This is a genomic window from Leifsonia sp. NPDC102414, from assembly GCF_044765685.1.
In the GTDB taxonomy this organism is placed as follows: domain Bacteria; phylum Actinomycetota; class Actinomycetes; order Actinomycetales; family Microbacteriaceae; genus Leifsonia.
In genome coordinates, this window is the sequence record NZ_JBIWKN010000003.1 from 417,091 (window position 1) to 435,482 (window position 18,392).

Consider the following 18,392-nt stretch of genomic DNA (forward strand, 5'->3'; position numbering starts at 1 on the left):
GGCCGCTGCGCTAGACCTCCGCGTACGCCCGCACGGGGAAGGTTCCGAACCCCTCGACGGCGGGCGGCGCGGCGGTGAACCGTGCGCCGCGCGCGGGAACCTCGCCGAGATTCGTCAGGTGTTCCACCACGTGGATGCCGGCGGCCAGCAGCAGTGTGTGCGCAGGTCGCTCACCACCGGATTCCGTGTCGTCGATGTTGAGCGAGTCGATGCCGACCAGGGTCACCCCGGCATCCACCAGGTGACGTGCACCGTCTTCGGTGAGGAACGGCGCACCCGTGGCGTACTCCGGCTGTCCGAAGTGCGCATCCCAGCCGGTGTGCAGCAGCACGGCCGTGCCTGCCAGCTCGCGGTCGTGGAAGACGGTGGCCGGAATGCCACGCGAACCGAGGTCGGTGAGGTGGAAGACCTCGGCGGGGAGCCCGACCAGCGTCGAGAGATCGAGGGACGCGAGGTCGCCGCCGTCCGCGTAGCGGTGGAACGGGCTGTCGAGATACGTGCCCGTATTGCCGATCATCGTGATGATGTCCATCGCGAACTGCGTGCCGGGGGCATACGTCGCCACCGAGGCCTCGCGGGTCAGGTGCGGCGTGATCGTCGGCGCGGGCAGACCGGGGTAGGTGACGAGCCCCGCCCGGATGCGGTGGCTCAGGTCGACCACGCGCGCTTTGTCCGGCACGGGCACGCGAGCGAGCTCCGGGCTGATCCCTCTGCTGCCCCTGTGCTGCTCCTCGACGATGCGGAGCGCGTTCAGCCGCACCTCGCCGACCAGCGCGAGCCCGAGGTGCCGCACGAACAGCTCGGCGATCTGCTCCTCGGACAGCTCGGCGTCCGGCAGGTCGAGCCGGAACCCGTTCGTCTGCAGGCTTCCGCCGTTGACGAACGTCACGGTGGCGTCGAAGTGGGCGCGATACTCGGTCACTGGTCTCCTAGCGGTCTGGGAAGGCGTGGGGGAGTCCGTCGAGCACCGGCTCGAGGCGCTGCAGGCGCGCCTGCTCGATGGCGAGCCCAGCCGCATCGCGCTGACGGCGGAGGAGGGCGACGGCCACGAGGAACGTCTCGGCGTCCACAGGAGGAAGCGGGGACACGTACGCCGACGCCTCGGCGGCGAGTTCGGCGCTGAGGCCGGCACGCGCTGCCTGCGTGAGCTGCGGCGCCTGACGCACGAACTGGGCGATGCGACGTGACAGCCTGTCCGGGAGCTTCGCCACGTCGGCCGTCTGCGCCCAGCCGGTCAGGTGCGGGGCGAGGTAGAGCGGGAGCGGCGTCGCCTGCGGCGCACGCTCGTACTGGCTGTACGTGCCGGCCAGCAGGTCGCCGAGGCGCTTGGAGCGGGCATTGAGGAGGCCGGTGAGCGCTGCGACGCCTCCGATGGTCATGAAGATCTCCAGCACGCCGACGAGCGCCCGGATGAACGCGTGCCGGAAGCCGATCGCGCCGCCGTCGTCCCTGACGATGCGCGCGCCGACGGCGAGCTTCCCGAGCGACTTTCCCCTGGTCGCGAGTTCGACCGTGGTGGGGAGCACGACCATCCCGAACACCAGGATGAGGACGACGAGCGCCCTCCCTGCCGCCGCATCCAGGCCGCCGCCTGTTGCGACGAGCAGCAGGATGCAGCCGAACATCACCAGCATGTACACCAGCCAGTCGATGGCGGCGCCCGCCGCCCGCAGGATGTAGCTCGCCGGTTTGACGTCGAGGGTGACGGCCTCGCCCGTGACGAGTTCGCGCTCGCCCCGGGATGGGGGTGGCGCTGCGACTGTCTGGCCAGGTGCCGTCATGGCTATCATTCAAGCAGATGGATCTCGACGCATATACGGCAGCGCGCAGCGCAGACTGGGACAGACTCGCCCAGCTCGCCAAACGACGCCGCCTCGACGGCAGGGAAGCCGACGAGCTCATCGACCTCTACCAGTCCGGTGCGTCCGATCTGTCCGCGATCAAGACCATCGCAGGGTCGACGGCCACCGGGGACAGGCTCTCCCTCGCGCTCGCCTCCGCGCGCCTGCGGTTCACCGGCGCCGGCGCGAACGTGTTCTCCATGCTGCCCCGGTTCTTCGTCTACCAGCTCCCCGCAGCGCTGTACCGCATCCGGTGGGTGGTGCTGGCGGTCGCGGTCGCCACCGTCGTGGTGGCGACGCTCTACGCGATCTGGATCAGCGGCAACCCGGAGGTGCTCCGCAACTTCGGCACCGATGCGCAGCTGCGGCAGTACGTCGACCACTCGTTCATCGACTACTACTCGAACAACCCCGCCGCGTCGTTCTCCGGCCAGGTCTGGACGAACAACGCCTGGATCGCAGCGCAGTGCATCGCGTTCGGCATCACCGGCGTCTACGTGCCGTTCGTGCTGCTGCAGAACGCCATCGGCGTCGGCACGGCGGCCGGTGTGATGTTCGCGTACGGGCGCGGCGACGTGATGTTCTCGTACATCCTGCCGCACGGGATGCTCGAGCTCACCAGCGTCTTCGTTGCCGCTGCTGCGGGCCTGCGGATCTTCTGGGCCTGGATCGCGCCGGGCGCCCGCACCCGCGCTCAAGCGCTCGCCGAGGACGGCCGCGCCTTGTTCACCGTCGCTGTGGGATGCGCGATCTCACTGTTCGTCTCCGGCCTGATCGAGGGCTTCGTGACGCCGTCCGAGCTTCCGGTCTGGGCGAAGATCACGATCGGCGCTCTCGCGCTCGCGGCGTTCCTCGCGTACATGCTGGTGCTCGGCCGTCGCGCGGTGCGCCTCGGCGAGACGGGCGACCTGACGGAGTACGAGTCAGGCTCGCGCCGCGTCGTGGCCGGCTGACGCCCGGCCATCGTGCGCCAGTAGGCAGACAGCAGTAGGCAGCTACCAGGAGGCGCCTACAGCCGACCGGCCGCCTTCAGCGCCAGGTAGACGTCGCTCAGTGCGGGTGGCAGGTCCTCCGGGGATCCGGTCACCACATCCGCCCCCAGCCGCTGGATCCCGGCCGTCACCCGGCTCACATCCAGCAGCGAGCGTTCCGCCGCGGCCGCGCGATACACCTCCTCGCGGTTCTTCCGCCGGCCTGCCGCCTGGATCGACTCTGGGTCGGTCACCGACGCGACCACCACGATGTGCTTCTTCGTGAGCTGCGGCAGCACGGACAGCAGCCCACGGGATGCGCCGGGCGACTCCACGGAGGTCAGCAGCACGACCAGAGAGCGCTGGCTCGTGATCGCGGACACCTGCGCGGGGACCGCCGACCAGTCCATCTCGATCAGCGCTGGCTCGATGCCCGCCATCGCGTCGACCATCCTGGACAGCAGCTCCGGACCTGTGGCTCCCTGCACCCGTCCCCGCACCGCGCGGTCGTATGCGAGCAGATCGACTCTGTCTCCCGCTCGTGTCGCCAGCGCGGCGAGCAGCAGGGAGGCCTCGAACGCCGTGTCGATGCGCGGTTCGTCGCCGATCCGCGCGGCAGAGGTGCGCGCCGTGTCGATGACGATGACCACGCGTCTGTCCCGCTCGGGCCGCCAGGTGCGCACCATCACGCGGGCTCCGCGGCCGCTGTTCGGGTCGTGGCGGCGTGCGGTCGCACGCCAGTCGATGGAGCGCACGTCGTCTCCGCGCACGTACTCGCGCAGCGAGTCGAACTCTGTGCCCTGCCCGCGCAGCATCACGCTGGTGGTCCCGTCCAGCTCGCGCAGCCGCGCCAGCCGCGAGGGGAGGTGCTTGCGGGACGTGAACGGCGGCAGCACCCTGATGCGCCCCGGCGCTTCGAGCGTCGCCTGTCGTGCCCAGAGGTGCAGCGGCCCCCACGACCGGATGGTCACCTGGGACACCCGGCGCTCTCCACGTCGCCACGGGGTCAGCGTCGCCGTGATCCGTCTGCGCTCCCCTGCGGGGATGGAGACGCTCGTGCGCGACCTGTCGAGGCCCGCCGACGGCTCCCAGGCATCCCTGACCGTGCCGCGGATGGCCCTGCCGCCCGTGTTCGTCACGAGCAGCTCGCTCGACGCCTCCGTTCCGAGACGCACTCTGGCCGGGAGCGAGCGCTCCAACGCGACGCGGCGCGGCGACCCAGCGAACACGAGATCGAGCAGGCCGAGGAGCACGCAGAGCAGCACCCAGGCGCCGAGCGCGAGATACGAGGCGCCCTCTGCCCCGCCGAACAGCACGACGGGGATCGCCCCGAGCGCGAGCAGGGCGACGAAACGTCCGGATACGGTCACGCGGCGGCCTAGATCGGAACCTGGACCTGCTGCACGATCGACCGCAGGATGGCATCGACCCCGACGCCCTCCAGCTCGGCCTCCGGCCGCAGCTGCACCCTGTGCCTCCAGACCGGCACCAGCATCGCCTGCACGTGGTCGGGGGTGATCGAGTCGTAGCCGGACAGCCACGCCCACGCCTTGGCCGCTGCGAGCAGCGCCGTCGTGCCGCGCGGGCTCACACCGAGCTTCACAGACGGGCTGGTGCGCGTGGCGCGTGCCAGGTCGACGATGTACGCGAGCACGTCGCCCGTCGCTCCGACGGATGCGGCTGCGGCGCGTGCTGCGTGCAGCTCTGCGGCGCTGAGTGCCGGCGTGACGCCGGCCGCCGCGAGGTCGCGCGGGTTGAAACCGGCCGCATGACGGCGCAGCACCTCCACCTCGGTGTCGCGCGGTGGCACATCCAGGGTCAGCTTGAGCAGGAAGCGGTCGAGCTGCGCCTCTGGCAGCGAGTACGTGCCTTCGTATTCGATCGGGTTCTGCGTCGCCGCCACGATGAACGGGTCTGGCAGCTGGCGGCTGACGCCGTCGACGCTGACCTGGCGCTCCTCCATCGCCTCCAGCAGAGCAGACTGCGTCTTCGGTGGCGTCCTGTTGATCTCGTCTGCGAGCAGGATGTTCGTGAACACCGGGCCCTCGCGGAACTCGAAGCCGCCCGTCCGGCCGTCGTAGACCAGCGACCCCGTCACGTCCCCGGGCATGAGGTCCGGCGTGAACTGGATGCGCTTGGTGTCCAGGCTGAGCGCCTCGCTCAGCGATCGCACCAGCAGGGTCTTCGCGACGCCCGGCACGCCCTCCAGCAGCACGTGACCGCGGGCGAGCAGCGCGATGATCAGCCCGGTGACGGCGCCATCCTGCCCGACGACCGCCTTGCCGACCTCGGTGCGCACGCGGGCGAGCGCGTGGCGCAGGGCTGTCGAGTCCGTCGTGCCGGCCTGCGGCTGCTGCTGTGCAGCGTGCTGCGGTGCGGAGGGCGGCGTCGCCTGCGCGGGGTTCTGGCTGTGGATGGGGGCTCCGCTCGATCCTGTCGTGACGTCGGTCATGCATCCATTCTTCCGGTCGGCCCCGGCGGTGCGGGGGTGGCTGCTGCTGCGGTGGCTCGTTCGAGCTCTGCCAGATCGTCTGACAGGGCGATCAGGTCGGCGTCCGTGCGAGGCACGGCGTCGATCAGGGTTCTGTGCACGGCCGCTCTGTCCCGCCCTGTCGCCGGTGCGACGGCGTCCGCGATCTCGACGGCGGTCGCCGCGCGCGGCAGGCCGGTCGCGGAGGCCAGGCGTCCGACAGCGCCGATGCGCAGCGCATCCGCGGCACGCAGACGGGCGGACGAGCGCTGGTACAGCCGGGCGCGGCCTTCGCGCGTCTCGCCTGCGCGGACGACGACCGGCAGGTTCTCGACCACCAGAGGGCCGAAGCGCCGCCCACGCCAGAACGCCGCTGCGATGAAGACGAGCACGAGCAGGATCACGACCGGCGTCACCCAGCCGGGCGTGAGCGCGCCGATGTCCGGTGGCCCGGTGACCGGCCGGTCGTCGATGCTCGGCAGGTACCAGACGAGCGTGCGGTGCTGTCCGAGGACGCTGAGCGCGAGCGCGGCGTTGCCTGCCCGGTCGACACCGTCGTTCATCAGGATGCTCGCCGAGCCGATCAGGTCGATCGTGCGGCCGTCCGACCTGGTCGTCACGAACGAGTACCTGTCGGTCCCCGTGCGGAAGCAGCCGAGCGCGTCCCCTCCGTCGACGCGGAACGAACCGGCGAAACTGACGTCTTTCGTGGTCTCTGTCGGCGTCGGGTCGATGGTCTCCGCCCGGACGGCGGCCGGCACGGAGCAGCCGGAGGCGATCGGGGTCGTGGCGGAGACCGCCCCTGCCGCCGACACGTGCGGAGCGAGCCTGTTCAGCGCGTCGAAGTCGGGCTCGACGACCACGATCGTGCTCGCGACCGAGGTGAGCCGGTCGTATCCGCTCGAATCGAGGTTGCCGGCGGGGTCGAAGACGAGGACGGTCGTGTCGTCGGTGGCGGCATCCTCCACCTGGCTCAGTGTGGTCGCGCTGTGCACGGCGACGCCCTGGCCCCTGAGTACCTGGGCGACCGCCTTCGCGCCGATGGGGCCGGCGTTCGCAGCATCCATCGGGACGCCGACGCGCGCGCCGCCTCCCGTGAGCAGAACGCCCAGAAGCGCGACGAACACCGCGATCGCCGCCAGCACGATCCACGGGATGCTCTTCCTCCCGACCTGACGGAGGCCGGGGGAGACGGCCGCAGCCTCGGACGGCCCGCTCGGTGCAGCCCCTGTATCGTGCTCGCGCTCGAGCGTCTGCGCGGTGCCCTGTGCCGTCATCGGGCCGCCTCGGCGCGCATCGGCGACGGCAGTCGCGCATCCTGCAGGCTCTGGTCGAGGGCGACGAGATGCTGGTACTGCGCCTCCGTCCCCTGGCGTTCCAGGTAGCGGACATCGTCGAACGCGCGGGCCGCGGCGAGCAGACGCTCCCGTTCAGCAGGCACGGCGCTCGCAGCGCGGTGAGCGAACTCGTTCGCGGTCGTCCCGGGGCTCACCGTCACGATGGTGCGCTCGTCCAGGCCCTGCGCGACGGCGCGGAACTGCTCCTCGATCGCCTGGACCCAGTCGCCCGCCGACGCGGCGGCCGCGGCGGAACGCCTGAGCTGCGCCGCCGTTCGCGTATCGTCGTCGCCGAACAGGGAGCGGCGGCCGTCCGCCGTCCTCCTGTTGATGCGCGGGCGCCCGAAGATGAAGAACGCCGCGACGATCAGCCCCGCGATCACCAGCACCACCGCGAGCAGCAGCACAGGGCCGGCGGAGCCGCCAGGCCCCTGGAACAGTGACGCGATCCAGTCCTGGACGGCCTTGGACGCCAGGTCGAACCACGTCGGCTTCGCCGTCTGGTACTCGGGCTTGGCGAGCTCGTCGCCGATCCACTGGCGGGCGTCTGGCGAGCTCGGGTCGACGGGGACGTCCGCGCGCACCAAGGCGACGAATGCGGAGAGGAGGCCGACCGTCATGCGCCAGGCGGGGGAGGAGGCCAGGAGCCGGGAGGCGGATACGACCCCGGCGCAGGCGGATACGACGCAGCAGGCGGAACGAAGACTGGACCGGCGAGGTATGGATCCTGCGCATCCTGACCGGTCTGCCGTGCCTCAACGAAGCGCACGAGCTGCAGGTCCAGGCCCTCCTTGCGCATCCGGAGGTCGATGTAGATGAGCGCGACGACGGAGGTCTGCACGACGCCCATGATCGCGCCGACGATCGCGCCGACGACGCTCGCCAGCAGGTTGACGCCGATCTGGCTGGTCAGCACCTGGCTGAAGCTCGCCGAGTCAGGGGACGAGAGCGACGTCGGGGCGAAGATGCCTCCGACGATTCCGCCGACGACGCCGAACGGGATCGAGATGATCTGCGCCACCGCGTAGACGATCACGGCGATCAGGGCGACCGTGCCGAAAGTCTTCCAGAAGTATCCGCTGGTGAGCCCCCAGGAGCGGGCCATCGCCCTGCGGATCGGAAGCCGCTCGAGCACGATGGCGCTCGGCACGAGCACGAGCTTGGTGTTCAGCCAGATGGCGAGGGCGACGAGGCCGAGGAAACCGAAGATGAGCACGAGCACACCGCCGACCACTCCGGCGGGACCGAGAGCGAACAGCACGGCGGCCACGACGATGACGAGCGCAGCGGCGACGATCCACGCCAGGGCGACCAGGAACGTCCAGCCGATCAGCGCGCCGACGCGACCCCGCACGAGCTGCCAGATGCCGCGGAAGGTCAGCTTCTCACCGACGGTTCCGCGGGCGACCTCTCCGACGATGACGCCCTGCAGCAGCGCACTGGAGATGCCGTCGATCACGGCGGAGAGCAGGCCGAGCACGATCGTCCCGCCCGCTGCTCCCGCCAGGAGCGCGCTGCGGTCGTCCGCTGTCGCGTTGGCCGCCCTGTCCAACAGCAGATAGATGCCGAAGAAGATGAGCACGCTCGCGATGATCGACGGGATGCCCCGCAGCAGCAGGGCGGCGCCGACCGTGATCTTGGGATTGCGCCGAAGGGTCTGGAACGGCGCGCCGATGAGGGTGCCGAAGCCGAGCGGCCGCAGCGGGATGAGGCCGGGCTTCGGCGGGGGAGTCCAGCCTGGCTGCTGCGGGAACCCCTGGCCAGGCCGGCCGTACGCGAAGCCGGGAGGAGGATAGCCGGGGCCAGGCTGCTGCTGGCCCTGCTGCTGGCCCTGCTGCTGGCCCTGCTGCTGGCCGTAGCCCTGAGGCTGGCTATTGTCCGGCGCGTACTCGCCGTAGCGCGGCGCAGGCGGCACTGGCGCCTGCTCGTGGCCGGCTCCCGCGTCTGCTTGAGACCCCGGTGCCTGCCAGTTCTGCTCGTCGGTCACGCGGTGCCCCTCTTTCCCGTGCGTCTTCCGCACCCCATGCTGGCACATCCGCGCCACGAGCACTGCCCCACCCACAGGGCACGTTCGGCTGGCTTTCACGGGTGGCGCAGGAGTCTCCACTACGCTTGCACAGAGACTTCAGCGGTCATCGGGGCCTCAGTGGTAACCGGCCGCCCGAGAATGGTTGTGGGAAACTTCGGACATGAACAGTCGCATCCTGGTGGTCGACGACGACACCGCCCTCGCCGAGATGATCGGCATCGTGCTTCGCACCGAGGGATTCGACCCCGTCTTCTGCGAGGACGGCGCGCTCGCCGTCGATATCTTCCGCTCCTCGAAGCCCGACCTCGTCCTGCTCGACCTCATGCTCCCCGGTCTCGACGGCATCGAGGTGTGCAGCCGCATCAGAGCGGAGTCGGGAACGCCCGTCATCATGCTCACCGCCAAGTCGGACACCGCCGATGTCGTCAAGGGCCTCGAGTCCGGCGCGGACGACTACATGGTCAAGCCGTTCAACCCGAAAGAGCTCGTCGCGCGGATCAAGACCAGGCTGCGGCCTGCATCCACTGTGCCGGCAGCCGAACAGCTCCGCATCGGCGACCTGGTCGTCGACGTCGCGGGCCACGAGGTCAAGCGCGGCGACGCCCGCATCAACCTCACGCCTCTCGAGTTCGACCTGCTGCTCGCGCTCGCCTCGAAGCCGCAGCAGGTGTTCACCCGCGAGATGCTGCTCGAGCAGGTCTGGGGTTACCACTACAAGGCGGACACCCGCCTGGTGAACGTGCACGTGCAGCGGCTGCGCGCCAAGGTCGAGCAGGACCCGGACAACCCCAAGATCGTGATGACCGTGCGCGGGGTCGGCTACCGCGCCGGCGCCGTCACGTAGCACGCCGGACGCGGCGGCCCGATGCGGTACAGGTGGATGGACGGGCGATGGTGGCGGCAGCTCCCCTCGCAGCTCGTGGGCGTCTGGCGGCGCTCGCTGCAGGTCCGCACCGTCGCGATCACCCTACTGCTGACCGGCATCGCCATCCTGGTGACGGGCATCTACATGGCCCTCAGCATCAGCAACGACCTCTATCAGTCGCGCCTCGACCAGGCGCTCCGCGACTCCAGCAGGGCGACCACCTCCGCGCAGTCGACCCTGAACGCCTCGGACGTCTCCGCCTCCGACTCCGGTAAGAACCTCCTCAACTCCACGCTGCAGACCGTGCAGGGCGCGACATCGAGCAGACTCATCGCCGCGTACCGCGTGCCAGGCCAGGACGTCTCCATCCCCGCCCCTCCTGACAGGGCGAGCCCAGGGCTGAACGGCGTGATCTCCGACGAGCTGCGTCAGCAGGTGCAGAACGGAGGGACCAAGCAGTTCTACCAGTCCGTCGCGTTGCCTGCGGGGAACGGGACGACCGACCCCGGCATCGTCGTCGGCACGCAGCTCACGCTCCCGAGCTTCGGGCACTACGAGCTCTACATCGGCTACAACCTCCGCGACTCGGAGAACACGCTGCTGTTCGTGCAGGGCACGCTGCTGCTCGCCGGGTTCGCGCTCATCCTGCTGATCGGGGCGATCACCTGGGTGATCGTGCGGTTCGCCGTCCAGCCGATCCGGGTCGCTGCCGAGACCAGCGAGCGCCTCGCCGCCGGCGACCTGGCCGTGCGCATCCCGGAGCACGGCGAGGACGTGTTCGCGTCGCTCGCCCGCTCGTTCAACGGGATGGCGGACAGTCTGCAGAGCCAGATCAACCAGCTCGCGACGCTGTCGCAGCTGCAGCAGCGGTTCGTCTCCGACGTCTCGCACGAGCTGCGCACACCGCTCACGACCATCCGGCTGGCAGGCGACGTGATCTACGACCAGCGCGAGTCGTTCCCGCCCGCCACCGAGCGCACCGCAGAGCTGCTGCACACCCAGATCGAGCGCTTCGACCGGCTGCTCTCCGACCTGCTCGAGATCAGCAGGTACGACGCCGGTTCCGTCGCCCTCGACCCGGAGCCGACCAACCTGGTGCGGCTCGCCGACGACGTGGTGGACGAGCTGCGCACCCTCGCGGAGCAGAACGGCTCGGAGCTGCGACTGGATGCGCCAGGCGGCTACTTCGACGTCGGCATGGACCCGAGGCGCATCCGGCGCGTGGTGCGCAACCTCATCGGCAACGCCATCGAGCACGGAGACGGCAAGCCGGTCGTCGTCACGGTCGACAGCAACGAGAGCGCCGTCGCGCTCACCGTGCGCGACTACGGGATCGGGATGAGCCAGCAGGAGGTCAACCACGTGTTCGACCGGTTCTGGAGGGCCGACCCTTCGCGCAAGCGCACCATCGGCGGCACGGGCCTCGGGCTCGCGATCTCGCTGGAGGACGCGACGCTGCACTCCGGCTGGCTGCAGGTCTGGTCCGCGCCTGGCGCAGGCTCGTGCTTCCGGCTGACGCTCCCGCGGGTCTCCGGCAAGGAGATCGCATCGTCGCCGCTTCCGCTGCCGCCGACGGACGCAGGAGCCACGGATGCAGCGGCGACCGGTGCGGCGGCGACCGATGCCGCGGTCACCGATGGGGGCGCGCGGGTGCACGGTCACGCCGCAGACGAGCAGTTCACCGACAGAGGAGCCAGAACATGACCGCCCGCCGCTCGTTGCGCCGCGCCGTCGCCGGCGTGGTCGCTGTGGCCGTGCTGGTCGTCCTCGCCGCGTGCGCGAGCATCCCGAGCTCAGGGCCGGTGCGCCAGGGCGGCCCTGTCGCCCAGGTGAACGACCCGCTCGACCTCGACTTCAACCCGTCTCCTCCGGAGAAGGGCGCGACCCAGCAGCGCATCGTGCAGGGCTTCATCGACGCGGCGTCGAGCCCGAAGAACAACTTCGACATCGCCAGGAAGTACCTCACCAGGTCGATGTCCGCCAAGTGGAACCCGGACGAGTCCGTGACCGTCGACGACGGCAGGAACCGCTCGTTCGACCACGACGACAACCAGTGGAGCGTATCGGTCAACCCCGTCGCCAACGTCGACAGTGCGGGTGCGTACCACCCCGTCACGAGCACGGCTCCCGTCGGGCTCCGCTACGAACTCGAGAAGCAGGACGGCGAGTGGCGGATCGCGGTCGCCCCGAACGGCGTCGTCATCGACGACCCGACGTTCCGCTCCGTCTACTCGCAGCAGCCGATCTACTTCTTCAGTCCCGACTACGCCTACCTGGTCCCGGATGCGCGGTGGTTCCCCGCCCGCGTCGCCACGGCGGCGACGAGGGTGGCGAGCGCGATCCTGGCCGGCCCATCCAAGTGGCTGACCGGGGCGGTGACCAGCGCCTTCCCGCAGGGCACCCAGCTCGCGCTGCCGTCGGTGACGACCTCGGGAGGCGTCGCCAGGGTCGATCTCAGCTCGGAGGCCGGCCAGGCGGACACGATGGCGTTGCAGCGGATGCAGCTCGAACTCGAACAGAGCCTCGGCAGCCTCGCGCAGTCGGTCGAAATCTCCATCGAGGGCAACCAGCAGCAGATCCCTCCGCTCAGCGACGCGAACGCCCCGGCGCAGGACCCTCCCGTCGACTCGCACGCCATCGTCTACCGTCAGAACACGTTCGGCCTGCTGAGCGGGTCGAGCGTCACCGAGCTCAGCGGGATGAGCGACAAGATCATCGCCCTGCAGCCGACCGCCGTCGCACTGAACGCCGCACGGGACGAGGCCGCTGTGCAGTCCCACGGGGCTGCGTACTTCGTGCGCAAGAGCGCAGAGCCGGCCAAGGTGGATGCGCGACCCGGCCTGATCGCGCCGGTCATCGACACCAGCGGCTGGGTCTGGTCGGTTCCGCAGGCGAGCCCTGGAGCCCTGCAGGCGTACAGCCCGGACGGGCAGGCCCACGCCATCAAGACCGAGTGGCCGTCGGCGACCGCCATCGTGTCGATCGCCGTCTCGCGGGATGGAACGCGCATCGTGGCACTGCTGAAGAACGGCGCACAGTCGCTGCTCGTGGCCGCGGGGATCGTGCGAGGGGAGGCCGGTGTTCCCACCGGTCTCACGGAGCCGGTCGAGCTGGCGGTCGGCGCTGGGACGCCGCGTTCCGTCGCGTGGACAGGCGAGCTCACCGTCGCTGTGCTCAGCAACACGACGGGGGATGCGACCTCCATCACAGAGCAGACGATCGGAGGGACGTCGACGACCACGGCAGGGCCGGGCGGCGGGACGACGATCGTCGGCGCAGGCGGCCTCTCGCGGTACCTGGTGCTGACCTCGGACGGCTCGCTGCAGGCGCCGACGGGCACGGGCTGGCAGGCGCAGACCGACAAGGTGGGGGCCGTCGCCGTGCAACTCGGCCAGCCGTGACCTGCGCACCGGGCTGCTGAGCAGGATCCCTCCACAACCAGCGCTCTGCCCACGTTCTCCACTGGTCCGTCGACGCCCCGCCACGCTGACCGCTGAGCGCGCAGGCTCGAACCATGACGACGACGAACCAGCTCAGAACGAACCAGCTCAGAGAATCCATCCTCGACGCGGCCGCGGTGCTGCAACCCGTGCAGTGCAGCGGCTGCGGCGAAGAAGACAGAGCGGTGTGCGCCGCGTGCTCCGCCGCGCTCCTGCCTGGCATGATCGCGGCGGAGGGCGCAGCTCCGCCCCTGTTCGCAGCCCTCGCATACGACGGCGTCGTTCGCCGTGTGCTGCTGGCGTACAAGGACTCCGGTCGCACGGACGCCGCTTCCGCGCTCGCCGTCACGCTGCGTGCCGCGATCGTGACGGCGCAGTCTCAGGCCGGCCCGGGGGCCGACTCGGGGGCCGGGTCGCGGGCCAGGACGCGGGCCGGGCTCCAGCCGCATCCGCCGGTGGATGCGCGGCACGCGCTGCTCCCCGTCGTCATCCCGTCCACGCGCGCAGCGTTCCGCCGCAGGGGATACCATCCGACGGCGCTCCTCCTGCGGAGGTCGCGCATCCTGGTCCCTCCGTTGTGGCGTGCTCTGCGCCTCACCAGGCAGACAGAGGACCAGGCAGGGCTGACCGCGCAGCAGCGGACGCGCAACAGAGCGGGCAGCATGGTCGCGTCCCGCCGGCTGCGGGGAAGGGACTGCGTGATCGTCGACGACATCGTCACGACCGGGGCGACGGTGCGCGAAGCTGCACGGGCGATCACCGCCGCCGGGGGCAGGGTCGTGTTCGCGGTAGCAGTCGCACGCACGCCGTTGCGAGGCGGCTCGCCGGTCGTCGCGTGACCCTCGGGGAGTGCACGGGAAAGGTTCGGCAGATAGTCCGGTTCTCCCTGTTCACTTCCGAGGCAGACGGCACTACGGTGGTCGAAAAGGTGTGGACGACCCGCCCTTCGTGATCCGGGCGGACGGCACGCCGGAACAGGGAGGTCTCCATGGACATCAACATCATCGGACGCAACCTGGGCATCACCGATCGTTTCCGTGAATACGCGACTGAGAAGGCGGAAAAGGTCTCGCACCTCGCCGAACGCGCGATCTCTTTCGAGATCAAGGTCAGCCGCCACAACGAGAAGGTCGGCTCCCAGAACGGCGATGATCGCGTCGAACTGACTCTCGTCGGCCCGAAGGCCGTCGTGAGGTCGGAAGCGACCGGGACCGACAAGTACGCGGCGTTCGACATCGCCCTCGGGAAGCTCCTCGAACGGGTGCGCAGGGCGAAGGATCGTCGCAAGGTGCATCGCGGCCAGCACAGGCCGACATCGCTCCGAGAGGCGAGCACGGACGGTTTCAGCACCGTCGGACTCGCTGCGGCTCCTGTCGCGGTACTCGATCAGGTGAGGACGGGAAGCGTTCCCGTCGTCTCCGATGATGCGGAGGCCGCCGCGGAGGCGGAGGACGACTACTGCCCCGTCGTCATCCGCAAGAAGGTCTTCGCCTCCGTCCCGATGACAGTCGACGACGCCCTGTATTACATGGAACTCGTCGGCCACGACTTCTACCTCTTCATCGACCAGGAGAACCAGCGCCCGAGCGTCGTCTACCGACGCAAGGGCTGGGACTACGGCGTGATCGCCCTGGACGACGAAGCAGACGAACTCCAGGAGGTCGCGACGGCGAGCCGCAAGCTCGGCAGCTGAGCCGACTGCGCTCCTGCAGCGCCGATTCCGCGCCGATGGTGGCGGCCCAGGCGGCCGTCGCCATCGGCGCTTCGCTTTCCGGAGCGCCCTCACAGGAACTACCCTCCGAACGCAATGGCGGAACAAGTACGATATGTCTAGCGTCGGCCCAGGTCGGCGGTTCGACGTGCGCCCGACTGGGCGACAGGCGATACCAGCCTGAACAAACAAAGTGGAGTGCATAAGTGGCCTCAGTACTGGAAAAGGTCCTCCGTGTCGGTGAGGGTCGCACCCTCCGCCGCCTGGAGGCGTACGCCAAAGCGGTGAACGCGCTCGAAGACGACTTCAGCGAGCTCACCGACGAAGAGCTGATGCACGAGACCGTCGAACTGCGGGAGCGCTACAGCAACGGAGAGTCGCTCGACGACCTCCTGCCTGAGGCGTTCGCCGCCGTCCGCGAGGCGGCGAAGCGCACGCTCGGGATGCGTCACTTCGACGTGCAGATCATGGGCGGCGCCGCCCTGCACCTCGGCAACATCGCCGAGATGAAGACGGGTGAAGGCAAAACCCTCGTTGCGACGACGGCCGCGTACCTCAACGCGATCTCCAGCCGCGGCGTCCACGTCATCACGGTCAACGACTACCTGGCCAGCTACCAGTCGGAGCTCATGGGCCGCGTCTTCCGCGCGCTCGGCATGACCACCGGCGTGATCCTCGCGGGCCAGACGCCGGAGGAGCGCCGCGAGCAGTACGCGGCCGACATCACATACGGCACCAACAACGAGTTCGGCTTCGACTATCTGCGCGACAACATGGCGTGGCAGGCGAGCGACATGGTGCAGCGCGGCCACTTCTTCGCGATCGTCGACGAGGTGGACTCGATCCTCATCGACGAGGCGCGCACCCCGCTGATCATCTCCGGGCCGTCGTCCGGCGAGGCGAACCGCTGGTTCAACGAGTTCGCCAACCTCGCCAAGCGACTCGAGCCGGAGGTCGACTACGAGATCGACGAGAAGAAGCGCACCGTCGGCGTGCTCGAGCCAGGCATCGAGAAGGTCGAGGACTACCTCGGCATCGACAACCTGTACGAGTCGGCCAACACGCCCCTCATCTCGTTCTTGAACAACGCGATCAAGGCGAACGCCCTGTTCAAGCGCGACAAGGACTACGTCGTGATGAACGGCGAGGTGCTGATCGTCGACGAGCACACCGGCCGCATCCTGATGGGCCGCAGGTACAACGAGGGCATCCACCAGGCCATCGAGGCCAAGGAGGGCGTCGAGGTCAAGGCCGAGAACCAGACCCTCGCCACCGTGACCTTGCAGAACTACTTCCGCCTGTACAAGAAGCTGTCCGGCATGACCGGTACCGCCGAGACAGAGGCGGCCGAGTTCATGAGCACGTACAAGCTCGGCGTCGTCCCCATCCCGACCAACAAGCCGATGCAGAGGATCGACCAGTCCGACCTCGTCTACAAGAACGAGCAGGCGAAGTTCGCCCAGGTCGTCGAAGACATCGCCAAGCGCCACGAGAAGGGCCAGCCCGTCCTCGTCGGAACGACCAGCGTCGAGAAGAGCGAGTACCTGTCGCGTCTGCTCGCGAAGAAGGGCGTGCGTCACGAGGTCCTGAACGCGAAGAACCACGCCCGTGAGGCCGCGATCGTCGCGCAGGCAGGCCGCCTCGGCGCCGTGACCGTCGCGACCAACATGGCGGGACGTGGAACGGACATCATGCTCGGCGGAAACGCCGAGTTCATCGCCGTCGCCGAGATGAACTCCCGCGGCCTGTCGCCTGTCGACACCCCGGAGGAGTACGAGGCGGCGTGGGACGAGGTCTTCAGCTCAGTCAAGGAGAAGGTGCAGACCGAGGCGGACAAGGTCGTCGAGGCCGGCGGTCTCTACGTGCTCGGCACCGAGCGCCACGAGTCGCGCCGCATCGACAACCAGCTCCGTGGTCGTTCCGGCCGTCAGGGTGACCCAGGCGAGAGCCGCTTCTACCTGTCGCTGACCGACGACCTGATGCGCCTCTTCAACGCGGGCGCAGCCGAGACGCTGATGGGCAGGGGCAACGTCCCCGACGACCTCGCCATCGAGTCGAAGGTGGTCAGCAGGGCCATCCGCAGCGCGCAGTCGCAGGTCGAGGCGCGGAACGCGGAGATCCGCAAGAACGTCCTCAAGTACGACGACGTCCTCAACCGGCAGCGCGAGGCGATCTACGGCGACCGCAGGCACATCCTCGAGGGCGACGACCTGCACGAGCGCACCCAGCAGTTCCTCACCGAGGTGATCGACGACATCCTCGACCAGCACACCGGTGAGGGCAACGGAGACGACTGGGACTTCGACGCCCTGTGGGCCGAGCTCAAGACCCTCTACCCGGTGGGCGTGACGATCGACGAGGTCATCACCGAGGCGGGCAACAAGGGCAAGATCAACCGCGACTTCATGCGTCGCGAGATCCTGTCGGATGCGCGGATCGCTTACCAGAAGCGCGAAGAATCGCTCGGTTCCCCGGCGATGCGCGAACTGGAGCGCCGGGTGGTGCTGTCGGTGATCGACCGCCGCTGGCGAGACCACCTCTACGAGATGGACTACCTCAAGGACGGCATCGGCCTGCGCGCCATGGCGCAGCGCGACCCGCTGGTCGAGTACCAGCGCGAGGGCTACGCGATGTTCCAGCAGATGATGGGGTCGATCCGCGAGGAGACCGTCGGCTTCCTGTTCAACCTCGAGGTGGAGGTCAACGAGGCGCCAGGCGAGGTCGAGGCTCCGAGCGTCGCTGCCAAGGGGCTCGGCCGTGGCGAAGGCGAGGCCCGCCTCAGCTACTCCGCCCCGAGCGACGCCGGCGGCGTCGAGGTGCGCAACCAGCGTGGACAGATCGAGCAGAGCGCGACGGCGCGCGCGCAGCGCACCCAGCAGCAGCTCAACGAGGCGTCGGCACCGCCTGCGCAGGGTGCGACGCAGCGCGGCGCATTCGGTCAGCGCGTCAGCGACAGCGACGCGCCGGCTCCCGCCAACCGTGCGGAGCGTCGCGCACAGGGCAAGAAGGGCTGACCAGCGCCGATCACGTGATGGCCGTCCCGATCGGGGCGGCCATTCGCGTCTCACCCCGCCGTCGAGCGGCCGTGAGCAGGGCAGCCCTCACGGTCACAGCACGCTGATCGCGCTCGCCCGCCAGCGCTCCCCGACGGCGTCGAGCCGGATGGCGACAGCCCTGGACCTGTTCGGCTGGTGCACGAGCACCACCGCCTCGACGACGCCGTCCAGTGGCCGCGCGACGACAGGGTCGCCGACCAGCAGACGCGGCCGTTGCACGGTGGCCCCTGTGAGCCGTCTGGTGCGCGCCGCGATCGCGGAGCGGCGCAGCAGATGGATGAAGACGTCGTCACTCACCCAGCGGCTGAGCTGGTCGATGTTCCTCGCCCCCGCGAGAATCTCCACAACGCAGAGCGCGAGGTTGGCGACCAGGGGTGCTGGGTCGGGGAAGCCGCTGTCGTCGGTGACGATCGGCAGCTCCACCACAGGATGCGGTGCGCGGCGGGCCTCGCCCCCTCGTGCAGCGGCTCCCACCCGCCCGGCACGGCCAGGGTGCGGCGGCAGGCCCACCGGCCTGTAGCGGTCATGGTTGTGATCGAGCACGGTGCTCACAGGAGAATCCCCTCAAACGTGGCCGCTGCTGCGCGGCGGCTTTCATCGGCAGCGGCGGCGGAAGCCGTCCCACTTCGGCCGTCGCGTGGGAGCCACTCAAGCAGGCGCATCCCCTGGGCG

At 69.5% G+C, this 18,392-nt stretch carries 15 protein-coding genes; 7 read left to right on the forward strand and 8 right to left on the reverse strand.

The features are described from left to right. Window positions 1–10: 10 nt before the first annotated feature. Window positions 11–922: a cyclase family protein gene (locus ACIRCZ_RS14660; RefSeq protein ID WP_402854361.1), complete on the reverse strand. Its 912-nt coding sequence runs from the start codon at window positions 920–922 to the stop codon at window positions 11–13. A gap of 7 nt (window positions 923–929) precedes the next feature. Continuing rightward, entirely contained in the window at window positions 930–1,781 is an 852-nt protein-coding gene (locus ACIRCZ_RS14665; RefSeq protein WP_402854363.1) for an RDD family protein, read from the reverse strand. A gap of 17 nt (window positions 1,782–1,798) precedes the next feature. On the opposite strand from ACIRCZ_RS14665, the gene ACIRCZ_RS14670 reads away from it, so the two are divergent. Beyond that, entirely contained in the window at window positions 1,799–2,794 is a 996-nt protein-coding gene (locus tag ACIRCZ_RS14670; protein WP_402854365.1) for a stage II sporulation protein M, read from the forward strand. Between the two features lie 56 nt (window positions 2,795–2,850). Here the strand turns inward: ACIRCZ_RS14670 and ACIRCZ_RS14675 are convergent, their stop codons facing one another. The 5 genes from ACIRCZ_RS14675 to ACIRCZ_RS14695 are packed head-to-tail and all read right to left on the reverse strand — an operon-like array spanning window position 2,851 to window position 8,606. Beyond that, on the reverse strand, window positions 2,851–4,182 hold the full coding sequence (locus ACIRCZ_RS14675) for a DUF58 domain-containing protein (RefSeq protein ID WP_402854367.1): 1,332 nt from the start codon (window positions 4,180–4,182) through the stop codon (window positions 2,851–2,853). Between the two features lie 8 nt (window positions 4,183–4,190). Continuing rightward, on the reverse strand, window positions 4,191–5,264 hold the full coding sequence (locus ACIRCZ_RS14680) for a MoxR family ATPase (protein WP_235500343.1): 1,074 nt from the start codon (window positions 5,262–5,264) through the stop codon (window positions 4,191–4,193). After that, window positions 5,261–6,559 carry a DUF4350 domain-containing protein gene (locus ACIRCZ_RS14685; protein WP_402854370.1) on the reverse strand — a complete coding sequence of 433 codons (1,299 nt, stop codon included), beginning with the start codon at window positions 6,557–6,559 and terminating at the stop codon, window positions 5,261–5,263. Before ACIRCZ_RS14685 ends, ACIRCZ_RS14680 begins: the two co-directional genes overlap by 4 nt. Continuing rightward, window positions 6,556–7,239 carry a DUF4129 domain-containing protein gene (locus ACIRCZ_RS14690; RefSeq protein ID WP_402854372.1) on the reverse strand — a complete coding sequence of 228 codons (684 nt, stop codon included), beginning with the start codon at window positions 7,237–7,239 and terminating at the stop codon, window positions 6,556–6,558. Before ACIRCZ_RS14690 ends, ACIRCZ_RS14685 begins: the two co-directional genes overlap by 4 nt. Continuing rightward, window positions 7,236–8,606 carry a hypothetical protein gene (locus ACIRCZ_RS14695; protein WP_402854374.1) on the reverse strand — a complete coding sequence of 457 codons (1,371 nt, stop codon included), beginning with the start codon at window positions 8,604–8,606 and terminating at the stop codon, window positions 7,236–7,238. Before ACIRCZ_RS14695 ends, ACIRCZ_RS14690 begins: the two co-directional genes overlap by 4 nt. Window positions 8,607–8,808: 202 nt before the next feature. On the opposite strand from ACIRCZ_RS14695, the gene mtrA reads away from it, so the two are divergent. The 6 genes from mtrA to secA all read left to right on the forward strand — a co-directional run bounded on the left by mtrA (window position 8,809) and on the right by secA (window position 17,678). After that, a complete protein-coding gene (gene mtrA / locus ACIRCZ_RS14700) occupies window positions 8,809–9,492 on the forward strand; it encodes an MtrAB system response regulator MtrA (protein WP_055890916.1) in 684 nt (227 codons plus the stop codon). Window positions 9,493–9,513: 21 nt separating this feature from the next. After that, window positions 9,514–11,217 carry an MtrAB system histidine kinase MtrB gene (mtrB, locus tag ACIRCZ_RS14705; RefSeq protein ID WP_402854376.1) on the forward strand — a complete coding sequence of 568 codons (1,704 nt, stop codon included), beginning with the start codon at window positions 9,514–9,516 and terminating at the stop codon, window positions 11,215–11,217. Next, window positions 11,214–12,914, forward strand: a complete 1,701-nt coding sequence (locus ACIRCZ_RS14710) for a GerMN domain-containing protein (RefSeq protein ID WP_402854378.1) — start codon at window positions 11,214–11,216, stop codon at window positions 12,912–12,914. The genes mtrB and ACIRCZ_RS14710 overlap by 4 nt, the downstream gene beginning before the upstream one ends. Before the next feature lie 113 nt (window positions 12,915–13,027). Further along, complete coding sequence (locus ACIRCZ_RS14715; RefSeq protein ID WP_402854380.1) at window positions 13,028–13,792, forward strand: ComF family protein; 765 nt, start codon at window positions 13,028–13,030, stop codon at window positions 13,790–13,792. Between the two features lie 149 nt (window positions 13,793–13,941). Beyond that, window positions 13,942–14,646: a ribosome hibernation-promoting factor, HPF/YfiA family gene (gene hpf / locus ACIRCZ_RS14720; protein WP_055890928.1), complete on the forward strand. Its 705-nt coding sequence runs from the start codon at window positions 13,942–13,944 to the stop codon at window positions 14,644–14,646. 224 nt (window positions 14,647–14,870) lie between these two features. Then, on the forward strand, window positions 14,871–17,678 hold the full coding sequence (gene secA, locus ACIRCZ_RS14725) for a preprotein translocase subunit SecA (RefSeq protein WP_402854383.1): 2,808 nt from the start codon (window positions 14,871–14,873) through the stop codon (window positions 17,676–17,678). Between the two features lie 93 nt (window positions 17,679–17,771). Here secA and ACIRCZ_RS14730 read toward each other — a convergent pair whose 3' ends face one another. Beyond that, complete coding sequence (locus tag ACIRCZ_RS14730) at window positions 17,772–18,272, reverse strand: Rv3235 family protein (protein WP_402854385.1); 501 nt, start codon at window positions 18,270–18,272, stop codon at window positions 17,772–17,774. Window positions 18,273–18,392 lie beyond the last annotated feature (120 nt).

Excerpts from the sequence above, each read along its gene's own strand:
- ACIRCZ_RS14665 (WP_402854363.1), bottom strand. The coding sequence starts at position 1,781 with ATGACGGCACCTGGCCAGACAGTCGCAGCGCCACCCCCATCCCGGGGC.
- ACIRCZ_RS14670 (WP_402854365.1), top strand. The coding sequence starts at position 1,799 with ATGGATCTCGACGCATATACGGCAGCGCGCAGCGCAGACTGGGACAGA.
- ACIRCZ_RS14680 (WP_235500343.1), bottom strand. The coding sequence starts at position 5,264 with ATGACCGACGTCACGACAGGATCGAGCGGAGCCCCCATCCACAGCCAG.
- ACIRCZ_RS14685 (WP_402854370.1), bottom strand. The coding sequence starts at position 6,559 with ATGACGGCACAGGGCACCGCGCAGACGCTCGAGCGCGAGCACGATACA.
- ACIRCZ_RS14690 (WP_402854372.1), bottom strand. The coding sequence starts at position 7,239 with ATGACGGTCGGCCTCCTCTCCGCATTCGTCGCCTTGGTGCGCGCGGAC.
- mtrA (WP_055890916.1), top strand. The coding sequence starts at position 8,809 with ATGAACAGTCGCATCCTGGTGGTCGACGACGACACCGCCCTCGCCGAG.
- mtrB (WP_402854376.1), top strand. The coding sequence starts at position 9,514 with ATGCGGTACAGGTGGATGGACGGGCGATGGTGGCGGCAGCTCCCCTCG.
- ACIRCZ_RS14710 (WP_402854378.1), top strand. The coding sequence starts at position 11,214 with ATGACCGCCCGCCGCTCGTTGCGCCGCGCCGTCGCCGGCGTGGTCGCT.
- ACIRCZ_RS14715 (WP_402854380.1), top strand. The coding sequence starts at position 13,028 with ATGACGACGACGAACCAGCTCAGAACGAACCAGCTCAGAGAATCCATC.
- hpf (WP_055890928.1), top strand. The coding sequence starts at position 13,942 with ATGGACATCAACATCATCGGACGCAACCTGGGCATCACCGATCGTTTC.